19 protein-coding genes and 1 tRNA gene are annotated in these 18703 nt (G+C 61.7%); 4 read left to right on the top strand and 16 right to left on the bottom strand.

What is annotated here, in order from left to right; all coding sequences use genetic code 11:
• Nucleotides 1-663: 663 nt before the first annotated feature.
• The 4 genes from nrdF to nrdH all read right to left on the bottom strand — a co-directional run bounded on the left by nrdF (nucleotide 664) and on the right by nrdH (nucleotide 4647).
• The gene (gene nrdF, locus ABHM97_RS06035) at nucleotides 664-1638 is read right to left on the bottom strand and encodes a class 1b ribonucleoside-diphosphate reductase subunit beta (protein ID WP_166840537.1); all 975 of its coding nucleotides are present in this window, start codon (nucleotides 1636-1638) and stop codon (nucleotides 664-666) included.
• 93 nt (nucleotides 1639-1731) lie between these two features.
• Complete coding sequence (gene nrdE / locus ABHM97_RS06030) at nucleotides 1732-3873, bottom strand: class 1b ribonucleoside-diphosphate reductase subunit alpha (protein WP_349470225.1); 2142 nt, start codon at nucleotides 3871-3873, stop codon at nucleotides 1732-1734.
• Nucleotides 3874-3884: 11 nt separating this feature from the next.
• Nucleotides 3885-4355, bottom strand: a complete 471-nt coding sequence (gene nrdI / locus ABHM97_RS06025; protein ID WP_349469953.1) for a class Ib ribonucleoside-diphosphate reductase assembly flavoprotein NrdI — start codon at nucleotides 4353-4355, stop codon at nucleotides 3885-3887.
• A 49-nt stretch (nucleotides 4356-4404) separates the two neighbouring features.
• Nucleotides 4405-4647: a glutaredoxin-like protein NrdH gene (gene nrdH / locus ABHM97_RS06020; RefSeq protein ID WP_011775022.1), complete on the bottom strand. Its 243-nt coding sequence runs from the start codon at nucleotides 4645-4647 to the stop codon at nucleotides 4405-4407.
• Between the two features lie 396 nt (nucleotides 4648-5043).
• Here nrdH and ABHM97_RS06015 point away from each other — a divergent pair, with 396 nt between their 5' ends.
• Both ABHM97_RS06015 and ABHM97_RS06010 read left to right on the top strand, forming a co-directional pair.
• On the top strand, nucleotides 5044-6009 hold the full coding sequence (locus ABHM97_RS06015) for a LysR family transcriptional regulator (RefSeq protein WP_349469952.1): 966 nt from the start codon (nucleotides 5044-5046) through the stop codon (nucleotides 6007-6009).
• Between the two features lie 50 nt (nucleotides 6010-6059).
• Nucleotides 6060-6563 carry a DUF2004 domain-containing protein gene (locus ABHM97_RS06010; RefSeq protein ID WP_211712244.1) on the top strand — a complete coding sequence of 168 codons (504 nt, stop codon included), beginning with the start codon at nucleotides 6060-6062 and terminating at the stop codon, nucleotides 6561-6563.
• Between the two features lie 28 nt (nucleotides 6564-6591).
• On the opposite strand, the gene ABHM97_RS06005 is transcribed toward ABHM97_RS06010, so the two are convergent.
• Genes ABHM97_RS06005 through ABHM97_RS05980 form a run of 6 tightly spaced genes read right to left on the bottom strand, consistent with a single transcriptional unit; the run spans nucleotide 6592 to nucleotide 11673 of the window.
• Entirely contained in the window at nucleotides 6592-7296 is a 705-nt protein-coding gene (locus ABHM97_RS06005) for a hypothetical protein (RefSeq protein ID WP_349469951.1), read from the bottom strand.
• Complete coding sequence (locus ABHM97_RS06000) at nucleotides 7293-8294, bottom strand: vWA domain-containing protein (RefSeq protein WP_257367953.1); 1002 nt, start codon at nucleotides 8292-8294, stop codon at nucleotides 7293-7295. Before ABHM97_RS06000 ends, ABHM97_RS06005 begins: the two co-directional genes overlap by 4 nt.
• Nucleotides 8291-9280 carry a vWA domain-containing protein gene (locus ABHM97_RS05995; protein ID WP_349469950.1) on the bottom strand — a complete coding sequence of 330 codons (990 nt, stop codon included), beginning with the start codon at nucleotides 9278-9280 and terminating at the stop codon, nucleotides 8291-8293. The genes ABHM97_RS06000 and ABHM97_RS05995 overlap by 4 nt, the downstream gene beginning before the upstream one ends.
• Nucleotides 9271-9735, bottom strand: a complete 465-nt coding sequence (locus ABHM97_RS05990; protein ID WP_349469949.1) for a hypothetical protein — start codon at nucleotides 9733-9735, stop codon at nucleotides 9271-9273. Before ABHM97_RS05990 ends, ABHM97_RS05995 begins: the two co-directional genes overlap by 10 nt.
• Nucleotides 9725-10654, bottom strand: coding sequence for a DUF58 domain-containing protein (locus ABHM97_RS05985; RefSeq protein WP_349469948.1), 930 nt, complete (start codon nucleotides 10652-10654; stop codon nucleotides 9725-9727). The genes ABHM97_RS05990 and ABHM97_RS05985 overlap by 11 nt, the downstream gene beginning before the upstream one ends.
• Before the next feature lie 11 nt (nucleotides 10655-10665).
• Nucleotides 10666-11673: an AAA family ATPase gene (locus tag ABHM97_RS05980; protein ID WP_349469947.1), complete on the bottom strand. Its 1008-nt coding sequence runs from the start codon at nucleotides 11671-11673 to the stop codon at nucleotides 10666-10668.
• Between the two features lie 109 nt (nucleotides 11674-11782).
• Between ABHM97_RS05980 and ABHM97_RS05975 the strand changes: the two genes are divergently transcribed.
• Nucleotides 11783-11986: a hypothetical protein gene (locus ABHM97_RS05975; protein WP_374198953.1), complete on the top strand. Its 204-nt coding sequence runs from the start codon at nucleotides 11783-11785 to the stop codon at nucleotides 11984-11986.
• 11 nt (nucleotides 11987-11997) lie between these two features.
• Here ABHM97_RS05975 and ABHM97_RS05970 read toward each other — a convergent pair whose 3' ends face one another.
• From ABHM97_RS05970 to ABHM97_RS05950, 5 genes are all read right to left on the bottom strand, one after another.
• Complete coding sequence (locus ABHM97_RS05970) at nucleotides 11998-12870, bottom strand: carbohydrate ABC transporter permease (RefSeq protein ID WP_349469946.1); 873 nt, start codon at nucleotides 12868-12870, stop codon at nucleotides 11998-12000.
• Nucleotides 12867-13736, bottom strand: coding sequence for a carbohydrate ABC transporter permease (locus tag ABHM97_RS05965; protein WP_349469945.1), 870 nt, complete (start codon nucleotides 13734-13736; stop codon nucleotides 12867-12869). Before ABHM97_RS05965 ends, ABHM97_RS05970 begins: the two co-directional genes overlap by 4 nt.
• A complete protein-coding gene (locus ABHM97_RS05960) occupies nucleotides 13733-15061 on the bottom strand; it encodes an extracellular solute-binding protein (protein ID WP_349469944.1) in 1329 nt (442 codons plus the stop codon). Before ABHM97_RS05960 ends, ABHM97_RS05965 begins: the two co-directional genes overlap by 4 nt.
• Nucleotides 15062-15220: 159 nt before the next feature.
• Nucleotides 15221-16420, bottom strand: a complete 1200-nt coding sequence (locus ABHM97_RS05955) for an ROK family transcriptional regulator (protein WP_235520863.1) — start codon at nucleotides 16418-16420, stop codon at nucleotides 15221-15223.
• A 182-nt stretch (nucleotides 16421-16602) separates the two neighbouring features.
• On the bottom strand, nucleotides 16603-17733 hold the full coding sequence (locus ABHM97_RS05950; RefSeq protein WP_349469943.1) for a class I SAM-dependent methyltransferase: 1131 nt from the start codon (nucleotides 17731-17733) through the stop codon (nucleotides 16603-16605).
• Nucleotides 17734-17929: 196 nt separating this feature from the next.
• On the opposite strand from ABHM97_RS05950, the gene ABHM97_RS05945 reads away from it, so the two are divergent.
• Entirely contained in the window at nucleotides 17930-18310 is a 381-nt protein-coding gene (locus ABHM97_RS05945) for a cupin domain-containing protein (RefSeq protein WP_235520867.1), read from the top strand.
• Nucleotides 18311-18368: 58 nt separating this feature from the next.
• Here the strand turns inward: ABHM97_RS05945 and ABHM97_RS05940 are convergent.
• A tRNA-Ala gene (locus ABHM97_RS05940) sits at nucleotides 18369-18441 on the bottom strand.
• Nucleotides 18442-18703 lie beyond the last annotated feature (262 nt).

Raw genomic sequence — 18703 nt, 5'->3', positions numbered from 1 at the left:
TCCAGCGGGTATCTATATAGAGTCTGAACTCCGTGGTCTTGATTCCCCTGTCATCAAAAAAGCCGATGAAGGGCCACGCTTGTCTACCCCAACTTCAACGACGAACGTCCCAACCAAATTTGCCGGGTCAGAGGTCATCATTCTCCCTTCGAGATCGGGCTTATGGCTTATACGGCAAGGGTTATATGGGCTCGAACGCGGACGTACTCTTTCGCGTCCGCACTGCTCGATCGGAACGGAGCCTGCACGGGCTTTCCTGTGAAGGGACTAATGGGGCCGCCGTTCGCGTTGGTGAACGAAGCTCGGCTCGAGGCGCTACCTGACGGATCCATGATCTTCACATTAGTTCCGTAGGAAATGTAAACCCGGTTCCAGGCACGGCGGTATGCCATTCAGGGAATGTCAATGCCCACGCAGCGTATTTTCCAGGATCATTTTGTCTTTAGCCGAAGAATGCTCCAGGACCCGACGTGCCCGCAGCACAAACCGCGAAATGATTCGGAGCGCAGCCTCCATCCTGGCCTGTTTTGACACCCGTCCCCTTCTGCCTTGGGAACGTCCGACCTCACCCACGCCCCGTCACGGCATAAGTCTTATCAGGCGTGACTTCTCACAAACGTCAAAGCCCCTGGCGCATGACGCGTCAGGGGCTTTGTCAGAGGGTTAGAACTCCCAGTCCTCATCCTCCGTGTTCACGGCCTTACCGATCACGTAGGAGGAGCCCGAGCCGGAGAAGAAGTCGTGGTTCTCGTCAGCGTTCGGGGACAGGGCCGACAGTATGGCCGGGTTCACGTCGGTAACGGAAGCCGGGAACATGGCCTCGTAGCCGAGGTTCATGAGGGCCTTGTTGGCGTTGTAGTGCAGGAACTTCTTGACGTCCTCGGCCAGGCCAACGCCGTCGTAGAGGTCGTGCGTGTACTGGACTTCGTTTTCGTACAGCTCAAAGAGGAGCTCGAACGTGTAGTCCTTGATTTCTTGCTTGCGGGCCTCGGAAACCTTCTCCAGGCCCTTCTGGAACTTGTAACCGATGTAGTAACCGTGCACTGCCTCGTCACGGATGATGAGGCGGATGAGGTCGGCCGTGTTCGTGAGCTTGGCGCGTGAGGACCAGTACATGGGCAGGTAGAAGCCCGAGTAGAACAGGAAGCTTTCCAGCAGGGTGGAAGCAACCTTGCGCTTCAGGGGGTCGTCGCCCTGGTAGTAGTCCATGACGATCTGGGCCTTCTTCTGCAGGTTCTCGTTTTCGAGGGACCAGCGGAAAGCGTCGTCAATCTCCTTGGTGGAGCACAGGGTGGAGAAGATGGACGAGTAGGACTTGGCGTGCACCGACTCCATGAAGGCGATGTTGGTGTACACGGCTTCTTCATGCGGGGTGATGGCATCCGGAATCAGCGAGACTGCCCCGACGGTTCCCTGGATGGTGTCCAGCAGGGTCAGACCCGTGAAGACGCGCATGGTCAGCTGCTGCTCTTCCGGGGTCAGTGTGTGCCACGACTGGACGTCGTTGGACAGCGGCACCTTCTCCGGGAGCCAGAAGTTGTTGACCAGCCGGTTCCAGACTTCCACGTCCTTGTCGTCCTGGATCTTGTTCCAGTTGATGGCCTCGACGTGTGTCAGCAGCTTGACCTTCTCGGTCATGTCATCCCCTTAAGCGGTGGGTAGTTCTTTAGGTAAGCGTACGACGGCGGGTGGTGGCCCGCCGTCGTACTCTTTGGTTTTCAGCGTGGTTGATTACAGCATGCAGCTGACGCAACCCTCAACCTCCGTGCCCTCCAGCGCAAGCTGGCGGAGACGGATGTAGTAGAGGGTCTTGATGCCCTTGCGCCATGCGTAGATCTGGGCCTTGTTGATGTCACGCGTGGTGGCGGTGTCCTTGAAGAACAGCGTCAGGGACAGGCCCTGGTCCACGTGCTGCGTGGCAGCGGCGTAGGTGTCGATGATCTTCTCGTAGCCGATTTCGTAGGCATCCTGGTAGTACTCCAGGTTGTCGTTGGTCAGGTACGGAGCCGGGTAGTAGACGCGGCCGATCTTGCCTTCCTTGCGGATTTCAATCTTGGCGGCCACCGGGTGGATCGACGAGGTGGAGTTGTTGATGTAGCTGATGGAACCGGTCGGCGGCACAGCCTGCAGGTTCTGGTTGTAGATACCGTGCTCCATGACCGAAGCCTTCAGCTGGCGCCAGTCATCCTGGGTGGGGATGTGGTGGCCGGCGAAGAGCTCGCGAACGCGCTCGGTCTCCGGAGTCCACTCCTGCTCGGTGTACTTGTCGAAGAACTCGCCGCTGGCGTAGGTGGACTTCTCGAAGCCGCCGAACTTCTGGCCGGTCTCGATGGCCAGGCGGTTGGAAGCGCGCAGAGCGTGGAACAGCACCGTGTAGAAGTAGATGTTGGTGAAGTCCAGGCCCTCTTCGGAACCGTAGTGGACGCGCTCACGGGCAAGGTAGCCGTGCAGGTTCATCTGGCCAAGGCCAATCGCGTGGCTCTGGGCGTTGCCCTGCGCGATGGACGGCACCGAGTTGATGTAGGACATATCCGACACAGCGCTCAGGGCGCGGATGGACGTCTCGATGGAGAGACCGAAGTCCGGCGAGTCCATGGTCTTGGCGATGTTCATGGAACCGAGGTTGCAGGAAATGTCCTTGCCGACGGTCTCGTAGCTGAGGTCCTCGGCGTAGATGGACGGGGAGGAAACCTGCAGGATCTCCGAGCAGAGGTTGCTCATGGTGATCTTGCCGTCGATCGGGTTGGCCCGGTTTACGGTGTCCTCGAACATGATGTACGGGTAGCCGGACTCGAACTGGATCTCCGCGAGGGTCTGGAAGAACTCGCGGGCGCTGATCTTGGTCTTCTTGATCCGGGAATCATCGACCATCTCGTAGTACTTCTCGGTCACCGAGATATCGGAGAACGGAACGCCATAGACCTTCTCGACGTCGTACGGCGAGAAGAGGTACATGTCCTCGTTCTTCTTGGCGAGCTCGAATGTGATGTCCGGGACCACGACACCCAGGGAAAGGGTCTTGATACGGATCTTCTCGTCGGCGTTCTCGCGCTTGGTGTCCAGGAAGCGGTGGATATCCGGGTGGTGTGCGTGCAGGTAGACGGCACCTGCACCCTGGCGGGCACCGAGCTGGTTGGCGTAGGAGAAGCTGTCTTCGAGGAGCTTCATGACGGGGATGACGCCGGAGGACTGGTTCTCGATCTGCTTGATCGGGGCGCCGTGCTCGCGGATGTTGGTGAGCGAGAGCGCTACACCGCCGCCACGCTTGGAGAGCTGAAGTGCGGAGTTGATGGCGCGGGCGATCGACTCCATGTTGTCTTCGATGCGGAGCAGGAAGCAGGAGACGAGCTCGCCGCGCTGGGCCTTGCCGGCGTTGAGGAACGTGGGGGTGGCAGGCTGGAAACGGCCATCGATGATTTCGTCGACGAGGCGGTTGGCGAGGTCTTCGTTGCCGCGGGCAAGGTGCAGGGCAACCATGCAGACGCGGTCTTCGTAGCGCTCAAGGAAACGCTTGCCGTCAAAAGTCTTCAGTGTGTAGGACGTGTAGAACTTGAAGGCGCCCAGGAAGGTCTCGAAACGGAACTTCTTCTTGTACGCGCGGTTGAAGAGGTCGCGGATGAAGTTCATCGTGTACTGGTCAAGCGTCTCGCGCTCGTAATACTGGTTCTTCACCAGGTAGTCGAGCTTCTCTTCCAGGTCGTGGAAGAAGACGGTGTTGTTGTTCACATGCTGCAGGAAGTACTGGTGCGCAGCTTCACGGTCGGCTTCGAACTGGATCTCACCGTTGGGGCCATACAGGTTCAGCATGGCGTTGAGCTCGTGATAGCCCAGGCCCTTGTAAGCCTCAGGCAGCGGCTTCTTGGCCGTGTCCACAGCGCCCCCGGTTACTTCTGTTTCTGCGACAGTTGTGTCCAAAACTTTTCCAGCCCTTCGTTGACCCGTTGGACGTCTTCTGGCGTCCCCATGAGTTCAAATTTGTAAAGATGCGGCACCTTGCACTTGACGGAGATGATGTCTCCCGCCGCGCAGTAGTTGTCCGCGAAGTTTGTGTTCCCCGCTCCGATAACACCCCGGATCAGTTCCCTGTTCCCGGGATCGTTCAGAAATCTGATGACCTGCTTCGGCACCGAACCTTCGCCGTTGGTGCCGCCGTAAGTAGGCAGCACAAGAACGAAAGGCTCAAGGGCCTGGAGCGGGGCGTCCTGGGCGTACAGCGGGATGCGCGCAGCATCCCTGCCCAGTTTCTGGACGAATCTCTTGGTGTTTTCAGAGGTGGAGGAAAAGTAGATGAGGTGACTCCTCGTGGTCACAGCTTCCGTCACCTTGCGGGCGGTGGCCGCTGCCAGCGGTGCCATGGAGTCACCTCAACTACATAGGAATTCTTGGTGTGTGTGGTGGCGAAAGTCAGGCCACGGAGGAAACGGCCTGGGCCAGTTCCTCGATCTTGTCCGGGCGGAATCCGGACCAGTGGTCCTGCTCGGTTACGACGACGGGAGCCTGCATGTAACCCAGTGCCTTGAGGCGCTCAAGGGCCTCGGCGTCCTGGGAGATGTCGACACTCTGGTAGGCAATGCCCTTCTTGTCGAGTGCCCGGTAGGTTGCGTTGCACTGAACACAGGCCGGCTTCGTGTAAACCGTTACGGTCATGATCCCTGTCCCCTAAGTTGAAGTCTGATTCTCTTCGTATCTGGCGGGCTCAACCGGAACTGACTACTGAATCCGATACCGGCCCGCAGGCTGCCGTGACAGCCAACACGCTCTGATTTTGTCTTGTGCTGGTTTCCCGCTCAATCCGTAAATCGATACTACATGTAGTGCAAGCGCCGAACTGGAACCCCAAGATGATGTATTACAAGTATGTCATTCAATCCACCGCTCGTCCACAGGGCAGGGGGTTCAAAATGTCCGTGATTCCGCCAAAATGAGAGATGTCATCCACACCCTGTGGACTACTTAGCCACATTTAATCTCCAGCGTGTCGCGCGGATACGGCGTGTCGTGACACTTTGAAAATGTGGCGTGGCGAACAGCTAAAATCGGCTGATGGTCAACCTCCTCCACCTCCGCACGCTCATGGAGGTGACCCGCCTTGGCTCGTTCGCCGCCGCCGCTGCACAGCTCGGTTACACCGCCTCTGCAGTCTCCCAACAGATGGCCGCGCTGGAACGTGATACCGGCGTCGAACTCTTCCAGCGGTCAGCGCGCAGCGTTGTCCCCACTGAAGCGGCGCTGACCATGACACGGCACGCTTCCAAGGTCCTCACGGATGTTGAGGCCCTGATGGCCGCCGCGTCCAGGACCAACGACACCCCCGCGCAGGAACTCAGGTTGGGTATCTTTCCCAGCCTCGCCACATACGTCCTGCCGGACATCCTGCGCAATGACCGTTGGAACGGTTTGGGCATTGAGCTGAAGGTCTCAGTGGCAGAGCCGGCGCAAACCATCCAAGGGCTGCGCAGCGGCGGCGAACTGGATGTGGCGCTGGTCTACCAGGTGGGGCAGTCCGGGCTGGCGTGGCCGCACTCGCTTGAACGGCAGTGGATCGGCGACGACGACTTCCGCGTTGTCCTGCCCGCGTCGTGGAAGATCCGCGAAGATGCCGAAATCGAGGCGGCCCACCTTTCCGACATGCCGTGGATTGTCCACCACCCTGGCACCAGCGATGCCTTGGTCATTGAGCGCCTGTTCGCCAGTTGCAACCTGCATCCCCGCGTCGTGGCCTACAGCGACGACTTCCACGCCAGCCTGGAGATGACCGCGGCCGGCCTTGGTGCTTCGCTGGTCCCGGAACTGGCCCTGCGGAACCGGCCGTCCGGCGTCGTGGTCCTGGACGTCCCGGACATCAGGCTGGCCCGCAATGTGTTCGCCCTGCTCATCAACGAAAAGCGCACCGCGCAGGTGCAATTGTTCACCCAACTGCTGGCCGACACGCTCAGGGACTCCTCCGGAAGAAGCGGCCTGCACCCCCTGAAAACCGCGCCCGTCAAGGGCTCACAGCGGCGCAGGTGAAATATTCGCAATTGCTGGAACCCGCCGGTGGTTGGGGTTAGATTGATCACATGGGCAAGCTAGCGAGCAAACATTTTGGGGAAGTCGAGCTCAACCACGGCAGTGAACATTGCTTCGTTGCCAAGCATGAACTCGGCGGCAATCCGCTGGAACTTGACCTCAACGTCACTGCCCACGACCACTTCGACGAAGCCGCTATGCGCAAAGTGGACTACCGCCTGCGCTTCCTGCCCGAGCTGGTGGACCAGGTCCGGGAGATGATCGCCGATGAACTCGACCAGGACGGTACCAACCCCCAACAGTTCCTGCATTTCCACAGCTCACAACTCAAAGAAGAGCAGCTGGAGTCCGTTTTCGGTGTCCGGGACAAGGGCCAGCTCACCAACGATGTCTTCCTGAATGCCCTCAAACTGGGGCACGTGGCCATCTACCCGGGGCAACCCGAGCGATACTTCGTGTTGGATTTCACCCTCGGCTCGCACTTCACTGACGAACTCCTGGTAGTCGCCGCCGATGAGGACGGCGTGGTGGACGACGAAATCCTGTGGGAGTAGCACTCCATTAAACGCCGACGGCGGTCGGTCACCATGGCCTGTCAACTCCCGGCCCATTATCGGGACCCCGCAGGTATTCGTCGCGTTGCTGGCCTTCGGCCCGCTCCTGCTGTGCCTGCTCTGCGCTGTCCCTGAGTTCCTTCAGTTTCCCGGACTGAGGGTCGGTTGCTTTGTCCGGCGCGGTCGGTGCATCGCCGGCCTTTCTGTCAGTGCCCTGGATCTTGCCCGAGAGCCGAGCGGCAGCCGAATCCAATGTTGATCCTTCGCCGTCCGCATTGGCGGATCCGGCTTCACGGCACTTCTCCGGAGCAGCGTTCGCGGCATCCAACGCTTCCTTGAACAACCGGGCTGCCGTGCCCCTGTCCGCCGCCGCGTCGCCCAGCTTCTCGATACTCAGTACCAGATTGACGCGGACCTTACATTCATCGTCACCGGCCCCCGCATGTAACGCGGCCTCGAAATCGGTTCGGGCTGCCGCGAACTCCCCCGCCAGCACGTGGGCATCACCGGAAGCGAAGGGCGCCTTATACGGCTCCACTATGTTGGCTACGCCAAGCCACGATGCTGCCCGCGCCAGTTCGTCGTGCTGTCCGTTCCGGAACAACTCCCCCGCAGCACTGCCCAGCAGGCCGACGCTGAGGAGTTTCGCAGCGACCGCGAGGACCAGGAGGACTGGAAGAGCTGACCAGATCACCAGCCGGAGACGCCGGCGTCGTGCCGTTCGGAGGCTCACAGGTCCGGCTCCTTCCGCAAGGGCCGGCGCAGGTTGGCGAGCTCAAAGGAATGTCGCAGGGGTTCGTGCATTGCCAGGAGGAACGCCGCCAGGGCAAACAGCCAGTAAAGCTCCACCCGGCCGGGACCGTCGCCTGCGGTGGTGGTCAGCTTTCCCAGCTGGACGCCACGGAGAATGTCGGAGGTCGGCTCTGCGCCCGTCCGGTGGGCGTAAGGGACGTGGAGCTGGTCCGCGATGCGCCCGAGCTGTGCTTCGTCAATACGCGACACAGCATCCTTCGCCTCGTTGGAACCCTTGTCTTTGACATACCCGGCGCCGCCGTCAGCCGATTCCCTCATCCGGCCACCTTCGCCGGTACCGTAGCCCAGGACTGCTCCCCCGGCAACGTTGGTGGCATCCATGGGCGTCGGCGTCTCTGCACTGGTGTTTTCTCCGTCGCCGGCGTAAAAGACCAGCGCAGGTCGACCCGGATGTTGCTTTTGGGCGGCGTCGAGCCTGTCCTTCAAGAGGTTGGCCGCAATGGTGACGCTGCTGCCCGACGCGTAGCGTGCCCTCTGCGGTTGAAGCGTGGCCATGGCGGTCTGCAGTGCCGTGGCGTCCTGTGTGAGCGGCATACGGACTGTGGCTTTGCTGTCAAAGGTGATCAGCGAAAATTTGGCTCCCGCAAGTTCCCGCGCGACTGCCGTCACGTCTTGTTTGACCCCGGCCAATCGCGTTTCGGTGCCGTGATGATCCTCTGCAGCCATGCTGGTGCTGGTATCCACCACGAAGAAGACATCGATCTCGGACGAAGCGCTGACGGACTGCCCGCCCATAAGCCCCGGCCGCATTGCGGCGATGAGAAGAAGCACGACGGCGGCACTGCGCAGGGCGGCAGGCCGCACCTTGCCGTGGGGCCGGGTCCCCTGCCGCGGGATCAGGGTCCAGGCAGTCAGGACGAGGATGCCGAAGCCGGCCACCACAAGGACCGGCCACGGCAGAATCGGTTCGAAGGTCATGGTTCAAGCCGCCATCCGAGGACCAGCATTCCTGCACCGGCCAGCAGGGCAATCCCCAGTGGCCACGCAGGTGTGTCCGTGACGATTGCCTGCGGGGCGGCGCGGTAGCTGGTGGCTTCCGTTGCCTGCACGTCGCGGACTATGCCTGGTACGGCTTCGGGGCTGTCCAGTTTGTAGTAGGAGCCTCCAGTCCGCTCGGCAGCGGCCCGCAGTTGAGCCCCGGGCTGGTCGGTTCGGCCACCGTAGTCCACGTCCCCGGGGTTAAGGGCGTGCACCTTGACATTCTTGGTCGCCGCCAGCGCCACGGCCTCGTCCAGGGTGAAGATCGGCTCCCCGGAGAGGAAGTTGTCCGTTGCCAGCACCACTGACCGCGAACGCTTCGCTGTCCCTTGTTCCCCGCTGGGGTGCGTGTCCGGGAAGCTTTGGACGCAGGAAGCCAGTCCGTCTCCGATCAGGGAGGAGCCTTCGCCGTTCCAGGTGCCGTCGAAGAACGATCCGGCCCCGTCGTCGAGTGCTTCCTTGGCGAGCTTGAGCTGTTCTGCCGCGTATTCGTAGTCGTCGGTCAACGGGAACACGTGAACGCTGCTGCTGTCGAAGATGACCATGCCTATCCGTTCGCCGTCGAATTCCTTGGCCAGCTCCTGAAAGACGCCGGCGATGGCTGCGTCCGTGCCGGTCATGGACCCGGAAACGTCCAGGCAGAGCACAATGTCCCTGTTGCGGATTTCCGGCTGCTCGGTGGTCCGTTGGGTGGGTCGGGCGGCGGCTGTAGCGGTGGCGGCCAGGAATACTGCTCCCAACAGGACTGCGAGCGCCAAGCGCAGACGGTGCCGGCGCAGGGCCTGCTGGTACTCGGGGAGCCCGGTGAGCCTCTCGCCGTAGGCTACGGCACGAGTGGGTCTGGGACTATGGCGACGGTGCAGCCATGCGGCGAAAACCACCGTGATTGCTGTGAGGGGAAGGATCCACCAGTAGCTCAGTTCCATTCGAGCACCACCTGGCGGGCTGCGACTGCGGATTGGCTGACGGTTTGGACGGGCAGGGGGGCGAATTCGTTGGGGTAGATCCGCGCGATCCCGGTTGCGAGGTCTGCCAACCCGTGGCCGCGCAGTTCTTCGAGCGTCATGGAGGTGATGGGTAGCCCCGTGGCACTTCCGGCGAACTCGCGGACCAGGATGCTCAGCCTTTGGTGGGCCTCACGTTCGGGCAGGCGACCGGCGTCGGCGTCCGATGCCGTGGCCTGGATGGCGGCCAGGCAGGTGTTGCGCAATGTGTCCAGCGTCGGGCGGGCTACGGCTTCCAAGCGGGCGGGTGCTTTCGGGCGTGCAGGCCAGAGCACCCAGGCGTACCAGGCTGCGACGAGGAGTACCAGCATCAACCCCAGCCACAGCCAGAGCTGCTGGTAGTGCAGTGGCTCGTAGAAGCCGGAGTCATCCTGCACTGGTGCCACCTTTGCCGCGCTTTGCAGTGGTTGCGGCCCGGGAGCGGTGTTTTTCGAGGAGCGTGAAGATTGCGGTCAGGACGTCCTCACTTCCACCGGTGTGTTCTTCGGCGATACCGAGGCGTCGGAAAGTATCGCGCCGCCGCCGCGTCCGTTCCACGGTGGCGGTGGCGTACGCGGCCTGCACCTTGCTGTCCATGGCCAGGGGTGACGGGATTGCTTCGGCGGTCCGGACGTCCGTGCTGTCCTTTGCGACGCTGCCCGGAGTTGGCGCCAACTCCGCGTCCTGGATGGTGAGCCAGAGGACTTCGTGCCGGGCCCGGAGTCGGCGCAGCATCGCCTCTGTATGGTCATCAGGCAGGAACTCGTCGGCGACCACCACAATCAGCAGCCGTCCCTTCAGGTATCGCAGGACATAATCGAGGTGCTTGGCGATTTTCCCATGGGGACTCTCCAGGGTTATCTGTGAATCGATGTCTTGTAGGAGGCGTTCCAGGTGTTCCTCTCCTGTGCGCGGGGGGACGTAGAGGGAGGCGGCTTCGTTGCCGTGCAGCAGGCCCACATCGTCACCATGGCGACAGGCCAGATACCCCATGACCCCCGCGGCGTGAACGGCGATGTCCTTTTTGCCTTCACCCGAGGAAGCCTCCGCGGCCATGTTCCGTCCCGTGTCCACCAGGAGCAGCACCGAATGGCGCCGCACAGCCACGTAGCGCTTGACCAGCGGTGATCCGTGCCTGGCGGTGGCCTTCCAATCGATGTCCCTGACTTCATCTCCCGGGACATAGTCTCGCAGTTCATCAAAGTCCAGGCTTCGGCCCTTGAAGACGGAACCGTACTCGCCGTCCAGCAACGTGAGGGTGCGGCGATGGGCGAAGATGAACATCCTGGATTTCACGCGGCGGAGAAGGCTCGGCAATGGCTGGTCCGTTACGGCGTCTGCACCGAAGCCAGGACGGCATCGATGACGGTTTCCACGGAGATCCCCTCCACTACGGCATCGAATCCGAGAATGATGCGGTGGCGCAGGATGCGGTGGGCAAGGTTCTTGACGTCTTCCGGGATGACGTGGTCGCGGCCGTTGAGCAGGGCTAGGGCCCTTGCCGCTTGGCTGAAGGCAATGCTTGCCCGTGGACTGGCACCGAACTCAACCAGGCCGGCAAGTTGGGGGTCGAGGTACTGGCTTGCGTTGCGGGTGACGTAGGCCAAGCCCACGATGTACCTGACAATGGCCGGATCGATGTAAACCCTGCGCACCAGCTCCTGGACCTGGAGCACTGCATCCAACGATGCTGCGGCAGGCGGCTTCAAGTCCGGGTTGAACACGCCGGCATCGATCCGCCGGATCACCTCTGCTTCCTCGGCCGGGCTTGGATAGTCCAACACATCCTTGAGCATGAACCTGTCCATCTGGGCCTCCGGGAGGCGGTAGGTCCCTTCCTGCTCAATGGGGTTCTGCGTTGCCAATACCAGGAACGGCTTGGGCAGCGGATACGACTCCCCGCCAATGGATGTCTGCCGTTCCTGCATGGCTTCCAACATGGCACTCTGTGTCTTAGCGCTGGACCTGTTGATTTCGTCAAGCAAAACGATGTTGGCGTGGACCGGGCCGAGCTGGGTAACGAAGGTCCCCTTCGAAGCGTCGAAGATCTGCGTACCGGCGATGTCGCTGGGAAGAAGATCCGGTGTGCACTGGATCCGGCGGAACTCTGCGCTGACCGATTCGGCAATGGCTTGGGCCGCGGTAGTTTTCGCCAGGCCCGGAACGCTCTCGAGAAGCACGTGGCCGCCAGTCAAAAGACCAATGAGCAAGGTCTCGCGCAGCCGGGTTTGACCCACCACTTTATTTTCGAAACTGCGGACAATGCTGCCCACGAGCTGCTGGGCACGGGCCATGTCCGGGGCATCAATGCCGGCCGTGGCTGTGGTCTGTTGCACTCGTGGTCTCCTCGCTGGCGTTGTTTGGCCACTCTATCCAAGTCGGGGTCCAAAAAAGCCGCAATGGGCAGCCCTCCCCATGCGGACGCCGCGGGTCTATCCTTTTGCCATGCATCAGCTACCAGCCGCCTACCAGAACTACCTTGCAAGCCAAACCCAGCACGTTGTGGACGCCGTTCGCCCTGTTTTGCTGCAGTCAGCGGCGGATCAACGCCACGGCGTCCGGATCACCTACAACTCCGGTCCCACGGGTCATCAAGCCCATTTGGACGAGTCGATACCTTACGGCGAAATCGTTGAGGACATCGACTGATCCCGTCCGCGCTAACCCTTCATGGCGCCGGACAGGGCAAACGAGTTCCCCATGCCCCGGGACACCAGGGCATAAAGGACCAGCACCGGAACTGAATACAGGATCGAGAAAGCCGCCAACTGCCCGTAGGCTATGGCGCCGTGCTGGCCAAAGAAACTGAAGATCGACACCGAGGCAGGTTGCTTCCCCGTGGACAGCAGCAGGATGAAGGGGACGAAGAAGTTTCCCCATGCCTGGATGAACACGAAGATCAACACCACGCCCAGGCCCTGCCTCATCAGCGGCAGGACGATGGTGCGCAGTGCCACCAGATTCGATGCACCGTCGATCCAGGCGGCCTCCTCAAGTTCCAGGGGAACGGAGTCCATGAAGTTCTTGGTCATCCAGATCGCCATGGGCAGGGTGGTGGTGGCCATGAAGAAGATGGTTGCAGCCATGGAATCCAGCAATTGCAGCTGGACGAACAGACCGTAGACCGGAACCATGATGGCAGTCACGGGCAGCGATGTACCGAACAGGACCGTGTACAGGAAAGGCTTGTTGAACCGCGACTGGTACCTGGACAACGGGTACGCTGCCAGCACCGCAGCCAACAGGTTCACTGCGGCGGTGCCGGCCGAGAGCAGGAAACTGTTGGCCAGGGGCCTGAACAGCAGCTCCGGGGTCAGCACGGCACGGAAATTATCCAACGACGGCGTTTCGGGCACCTTGGCCTGGTAGCTGGCGTGGGGATCGACGGCGGCAAGCACCAGCCACAGCAATGGCACCACGAAACACACCCCAACGAGGACCAAAGCGGCATTCGCACCCAGCTTCGCCCGACGGCGTGAGCCGGTTCCCGGCGTCGTACTCGCTGTCCGCGATGGCACCTCCGTCCTGCTCATGCGCGCTTGTCCCGCAGGAGCTGCACATACACCGCGCCAAAAACCATGCCCAACACGATCAGCACGGACGCCACCGCCGTTCCGTAGCCGATGTCACCGAACTTGAAAGCCTCCTGGTAGGCCAGCACGGGCAGGGTGGTACTGGCGTTCGCTGGTCCACCGGTGGTCATCACCCAGATCAGGGTGAAGACGGCGAGGGTCTGCAGAGTGATCAGCATGAGGTTGGTCGCTATGCTGCTCCGGATCAGCGGAAGCGTGATGAACGCCAGGCGCTGCCAACCCCGCGCCCCGTCCATCAGGGCTGCCTCCGAGACATCCCGGGGAACGTCAGCCAGCGCGGCTCGGTACACCAGCATGGAGAAGGCTGTGCCGCGCCAGGTATTGGCAAGGATGATCGCCACCATGGGGAAGGAATACAGCCAGTCCGCGCCCGGGATGCCCATGCCGCCAAGGATCTGGTTCAGCGTCCCGTCCCGGTTGAAGTAGGCGTACGCGGCGAAGGCGGCAACGATCTCCGGCAACACCCACGCCGCAACCACTGCCGTTCCCACCCAGGACGACACGGCCTTGCTTGAACGGGTCATCAGCAGTGCTATCAGCAGGCCCAGACCGCTCTGGCCAAGCACGGCAGATGCCATGACGAAAACCACCGTCAGCCAGGCGGCCAAGGGGAAGGAGTCATCTCCAGCCATGCGGACATAGTTGTCCATGCCCACCCACTGGGGTTCCCTGGCTCCTTTCCCGGACAAGGCAGCGTTGGTGAAGGACGCATGGAACGACCACACCACCGGAGCCAGGAGGAACACCGTCAACAGCACAATCGACGGAGCCACTGGCAGGAGCCGCAGGACGCGGCGGACCGTCATTTCTCCAAAACCTTGTCCTCCCCTACCAGCTTGCGTAGGGCGGCGTCGTAGTCGGCTGAGGCATCTTCGGGACTCTTCCTGCCGGTGATCACGGCTTCCGTGGCTTCCTGCACGGCGGTGGAGATCCTCGGGTAGTCAGCGGTCGCCGGCCGGTAGTGTGTCACTTTCACCAGGTCCGAGACATCTTTCACGAACGGGTTGGCAGCCAGGTACCCGGGGTCGGCCGCAACATCGGTCCGGACGGCGATCTGGGAGTTGTTGATGTCGTAGGACAGTGCGTTCTTCTTATTCAGGACCGTTGTGAGGAATGAGAAGGACAGGTCGGGGTTCTGGCTTTTCGCCCCCACGGCCAGGGTCCAACCGCCCGACATGCTTACCCCGCCGGGCTCCTGCCCCTTTTGAGTGGGAAACATCGCAACGCCCATGTCCTGCTCGTAGCCGGGCCATTCGTACGCTCCGCCTTTCTGCCAGAACGACGGCGCGTAGGAGCCTTCCACTGTGGCGCCCAGCTTGCCTTTCGGGAACCATTCACCGAAGACCTTTTTCCACACATTCGCGTCCAGGGCCTCGGCCGGGCTGACAGCCAGCTTCTCGTCATACAGCGTTTTCAGGAAGGCCAACGAGTCAGTGAATCCCTGGGAACCGACCACCCATTTTTTCTCGTGCTCGTCGTACAGGGTGCTGTCCGTGCCGTACAGCAGTTCGTAGAACCCCTGCATGACTGTGCCCTCGCCGGTTGCCTTTCCGGCGTAGAGGTTGAACGGGATGGCCTCAGGGTCCGCGGCTTTGATGGCGCGGGCTGCGGCCAGGATCTCCTCCCAGGTTTTGGGTTGCCATGGCACGGGTATCCCGGCCTTCCGCAAGACGGCTTTGTTGTACCAGATGGCACGTGTGTCGGTGCCGAGCGGTACAGCGTAGACAGCGCCGTCGTCGGCTCGTCCGGCTTCCTTGGCTGCTTCGTCGAACGCGGGCCAGTCGCTCCATTTTTCGAGGTAGCTGTCCAGCTTGAGGAGGTAACCGGCGTCGACGTCCGAACGGACCTTGAAGGTGTCTTCGTAGAAGACGTCGGGAGCCGTGTCGGTCGAACGCTGCGTCAGGGAAAGCTTGGTCCCGTAATCGTCGTCGTTGGCCTGAATGGGCTGGAGATCAACAGTCACCCCGGAATGGGCGGCTTCGAATTCCTTCTTGGCATCCTGCATGACCGCGTCCAGCGCCGTGAAGGAATCCGTCTTTTGGTACACGATCTTCAGGGTCTTGTTCTCCGCTGCATCAGGGGAGGGTGAGCACGACGTCGTCGCCGCAAGGATGGCAGCGACAGAGAACATGGCGGCAGATCGGTATATGGCTGTTCTTACCCGGAAGGTCTTTCTTCGGCTGCCCATGAGGCTCCAATCGGTCGAAAGGTGGCTGTAAGCCAGCACTTCATCGTGACACCTATGCGAGGTGGCCCAGCCTTACGGCTATTCAGTTGTCCCTGCGTGGCCTTAGCCCTCCAGCAGGAGCCTTTGCGCGCGCGGGGCGAGCATGTGTTCCAGGACCAGGCATGCGGCACCGATCGCGCCGACGTCTTCGCCAACCCCTGTGCCCACGACTTCGAGCCCGTGGATCGCACGGGCCGCATTGTTCTGTTCCAGCAAGGCGGGCACCCGTTCCAGGAAGTACGGCGACATCCGGCCCCAGAATGGCCCGCCAAACACCACGCGCTCCACGTCCAGCGTGTTGGCTACTACGGAGACTGCCCGGGCGACGAGCGTGGCTGACTTGTCCAGGATCGCAATGGCCTTGGCGTCACCGGCATCGGCTTTGTCGCACAACTCCGCGAACCGCTCCTGGACTTCCGGGCCGTCTGCTCCCTGGCGCTTTCCGTCCAGGACGCCGGCCTCTTCGGCTTCGGCAACAAGGACCTGCGGGATGCTGCTGGACTTGACGCACCCGCGCTGTCCGCAATCACACAGGGGACCGTCGGGATCCACCACAATGTGGCCGATTTCGCCTGCGTTACCGGACGTGCCACGCACGACTTCGTCATTGAGGACAATGCCGCAACCGATACCGGTTCCCATGTACATGAAGACAAAGCTGCCTGCGCCACTGGCGCCACCTGCCCAGGTCTCCGCAACCGCTGCGCTGGTGACATCCTTGTCCACGAGGGTTTCCAGGCCGGTCGCTTCGGCCAACGCTTCGCGGATCGGTACCCGGTCCCAGCGGGTCAGCAGCGGAGGCTCCACTACAGAGCCCTCGTCGAGGTCGATGGGACCAGGGACCGCAACGCCCAGTCCGGCGATCTTGGACGCGTCGACGCCTGATTCCTGGATGAGGATATCGATTTGCCCCGCGATGCTGGTGATCACGTCCGCCGGGTCACCGCCTGGGGTGGCCATGCGTGAATGCCGGACGACATCACCCAACAGGTCCAGGACCACGAAGGTGATGACGGCCGGGTCGAGATGAACGCCCACCGCGTACATACCCGCGGGGTTCAGGCGCAGGATGGTCCGGGGCTTACCCGGCCCCGATCCTTCCTTGCCGGCCTCCATGATGAGCTGTTGGTCAAGAAGGCGCCGGGAGATGTTGGAGATGGTCTGCGGTGAAAGCCCAACGATTTGCGCAAGTTCAACGCGACTGAGCCCTCCCGGGGATCGCCGGATCGCTTCCAGGATGACGGTGAGGTTGAAGTCACCCATCCTGGGTAGATTCGTTCCGCGCCTAGGTGTCGGCTGCCGGATCTCAGTCACTGATGCCCCTCGTCATTGGAAAAACGTCGTCAATTAAGTCTGTCTGAATCGTACGATACCCACGCCACCACGGATATGAGCACACGCAGGCGCGGGGGTCATGGCTTGGTAACGATGGGCCCGGGATGCCCTCAGGCTTTCCGGCTGCGAGTCACCGTGAACTTCGGGTTACGGCCTTCCTCTACAGTCGGCCCGACATATCGCTCCAAGGCCGGACGGTACTGGAGGTGGCTGTTGTACACGGTCCATAGTTCCCCGCCGGGCGCCAGCACCCGTGCCGCGGCCTCAAACAACTTCAGGCCGGCACCGGCATGGACGCTTGCCCCCAAGTGGAAGGGCGGATTCAGCAGGATCAGGTCCACGCTCCCGGCCTCGAGGCTGGACATGGCGTCGTCGTGGATCACGCTGATGCGCTCTGCCAGGCCGTTCGCGGCCGCGGTCGCGGTGGCAGATGCGACGGCCGCCGCGGACTGATCGGTGGCGATGACCCGGGCACCTGGTTGATGGCGGGCGTACATGGTGGCAAGGATTCCGGTTCCGCAACCGAGGTCCACCACCTGCCGGGCCGCCGGAATCCGATCGAGGAAACCAAGGAGGTAGCGGGTTCCAATGTCCAGGCGGGCTCCGGAAAAGACGGCTCCGTGGGCGCAGACGGTGATTCCCAATTCGGGGTTGGCTTCGACCACGGGGAATGGCGGCTCGTCGGGGACCGGCATGGGTCCCTTAGCTACGAGGATCCGCGATTTTTGCCTGGCCAACTGGGGTTGGACTGCGGAGAAGTACTTCTCCAGGACTGCGTTCATCCCCACGGACATGTGTTTGACGCGTCCACCGGCGAGCAGGACCGCAGCCGGTCCCGCGAACCGGGCAACGGCGTCGGCAATTTCTTCCAGCTCGGCCAACGACTTAGGCAGCTGCAACAGCACCAGGTCCGCGTCCTGCAGCAATTCCCGGCGAAGTTCGTGTGGCGTGTACCGTCCGTCCAAGCCTGCCGCGGCGGCATTGCGCTGCAATGCAGCCCTTCCGGTAAACAGGTCCTGGTTGACGCGGACATGCCCGACGCCGGGACCAGACAAGGCGCCCAGGGTCAGGGCCCCGTAACGGTCACCAATGACTACAACCTGGCTATCGGGCCCGAGGTAAGCTTCCGCAGTCTCCAGCAGCAGCCGATCTGTGGCGTCGTAAGCCTGCAGGTTGTCCGCTTCGACGTCCGGAAGCCTGCTCAACCTACCGAACAGCGCTTCGAGTTCCCATGCCGTCACAACGCGTTTCCTGCTTTCCTTGCTTCAATGTCTCGACTTATTCCACGACCGGGAGCACTCTGGAGGCACAACACAAACACCCGTCCGCCCCGTGGCCCACGAACCGGCCCAAACACTGACGGGCATCGGTCCCGGCGGCCGTAGGAGCAAGGGCGCCCGGACCAGCAACAGTTGCTCCCCTCCCCTGCGAGAAGCCATGAGTGTCAATGCTGTCACGAACCTGGAAGTAAAGTCCCACAATTCCCCAGATGAATCACGCCACCCTGAGAAGACCACGCTGGATCTTGTCACCGTAGGAGACTACACAATCGGCCGCCTGACCTTTGAGCCCGGATGGACGTGGGCCGACTGCATCAAGCCAGTGGTCGGCACCGACTCCTGCCAGTTGAGCCACGTAGGATTTTGCGTGTCCGGCAAACTGGACGTGGAAACCACCGACGGCGGACGTATAAGCATCTCCCCCGGCGATTCATACACCATTCCTCCCGGCCACAATGCATGGGTGGTCGGTGACCAGCCGTTCCAAGGAGTAGAGTTCGTCAGCGGCGCCGAATTTGGAAAGGCACTTTCGGAGTAGCCAAGACCTGCGGGAAACAAAAGGACCCCGCTCTCATGAGCGGGGTCCTTTTCCGAAGTGGAGCTGAGGGGACTCGAACCCCTGACCCCCTGCATGCCATGCAGGTGCGCTACCAGCTGCGCCACAGCCCCGGAAATGCTTGCTTTTCCAGGAAGTTTTTCTCTTCCCGTCGAAGCAACTCGTCAATAGTAACCACAATTCACTGAGAAGCGAAATCATCCCAAGGTGAGGTGCGTCACCCGGCAAAACTCCCTGCAGCCGGGCCTCCTCCGGGCGTTCGCGGCAGCCGAGGTGCGCTGGAAATCCATCGCACCTCCCCCCAAGCCGGCTGCCGGTGAGCCGCGCGGGAACACCCTTGCGGTTCACCTGAAGTCTAGGAGCCAAGCGGCAGTA

The sequence above is a fragment of the Paenarthrobacter sp. CAP02 genome, from assembly GCF_040137855.1.
GTDB lineage: Bacteria > Actinomycetota > Actinomycetes > Actinomycetales > Micrococcaceae > Arthrobacter.
The sequence above is the reverse complement of the archived record's forward strand: the minus strand, read 5'-3'. Positions and strand labels throughout refer to the sequence as shown.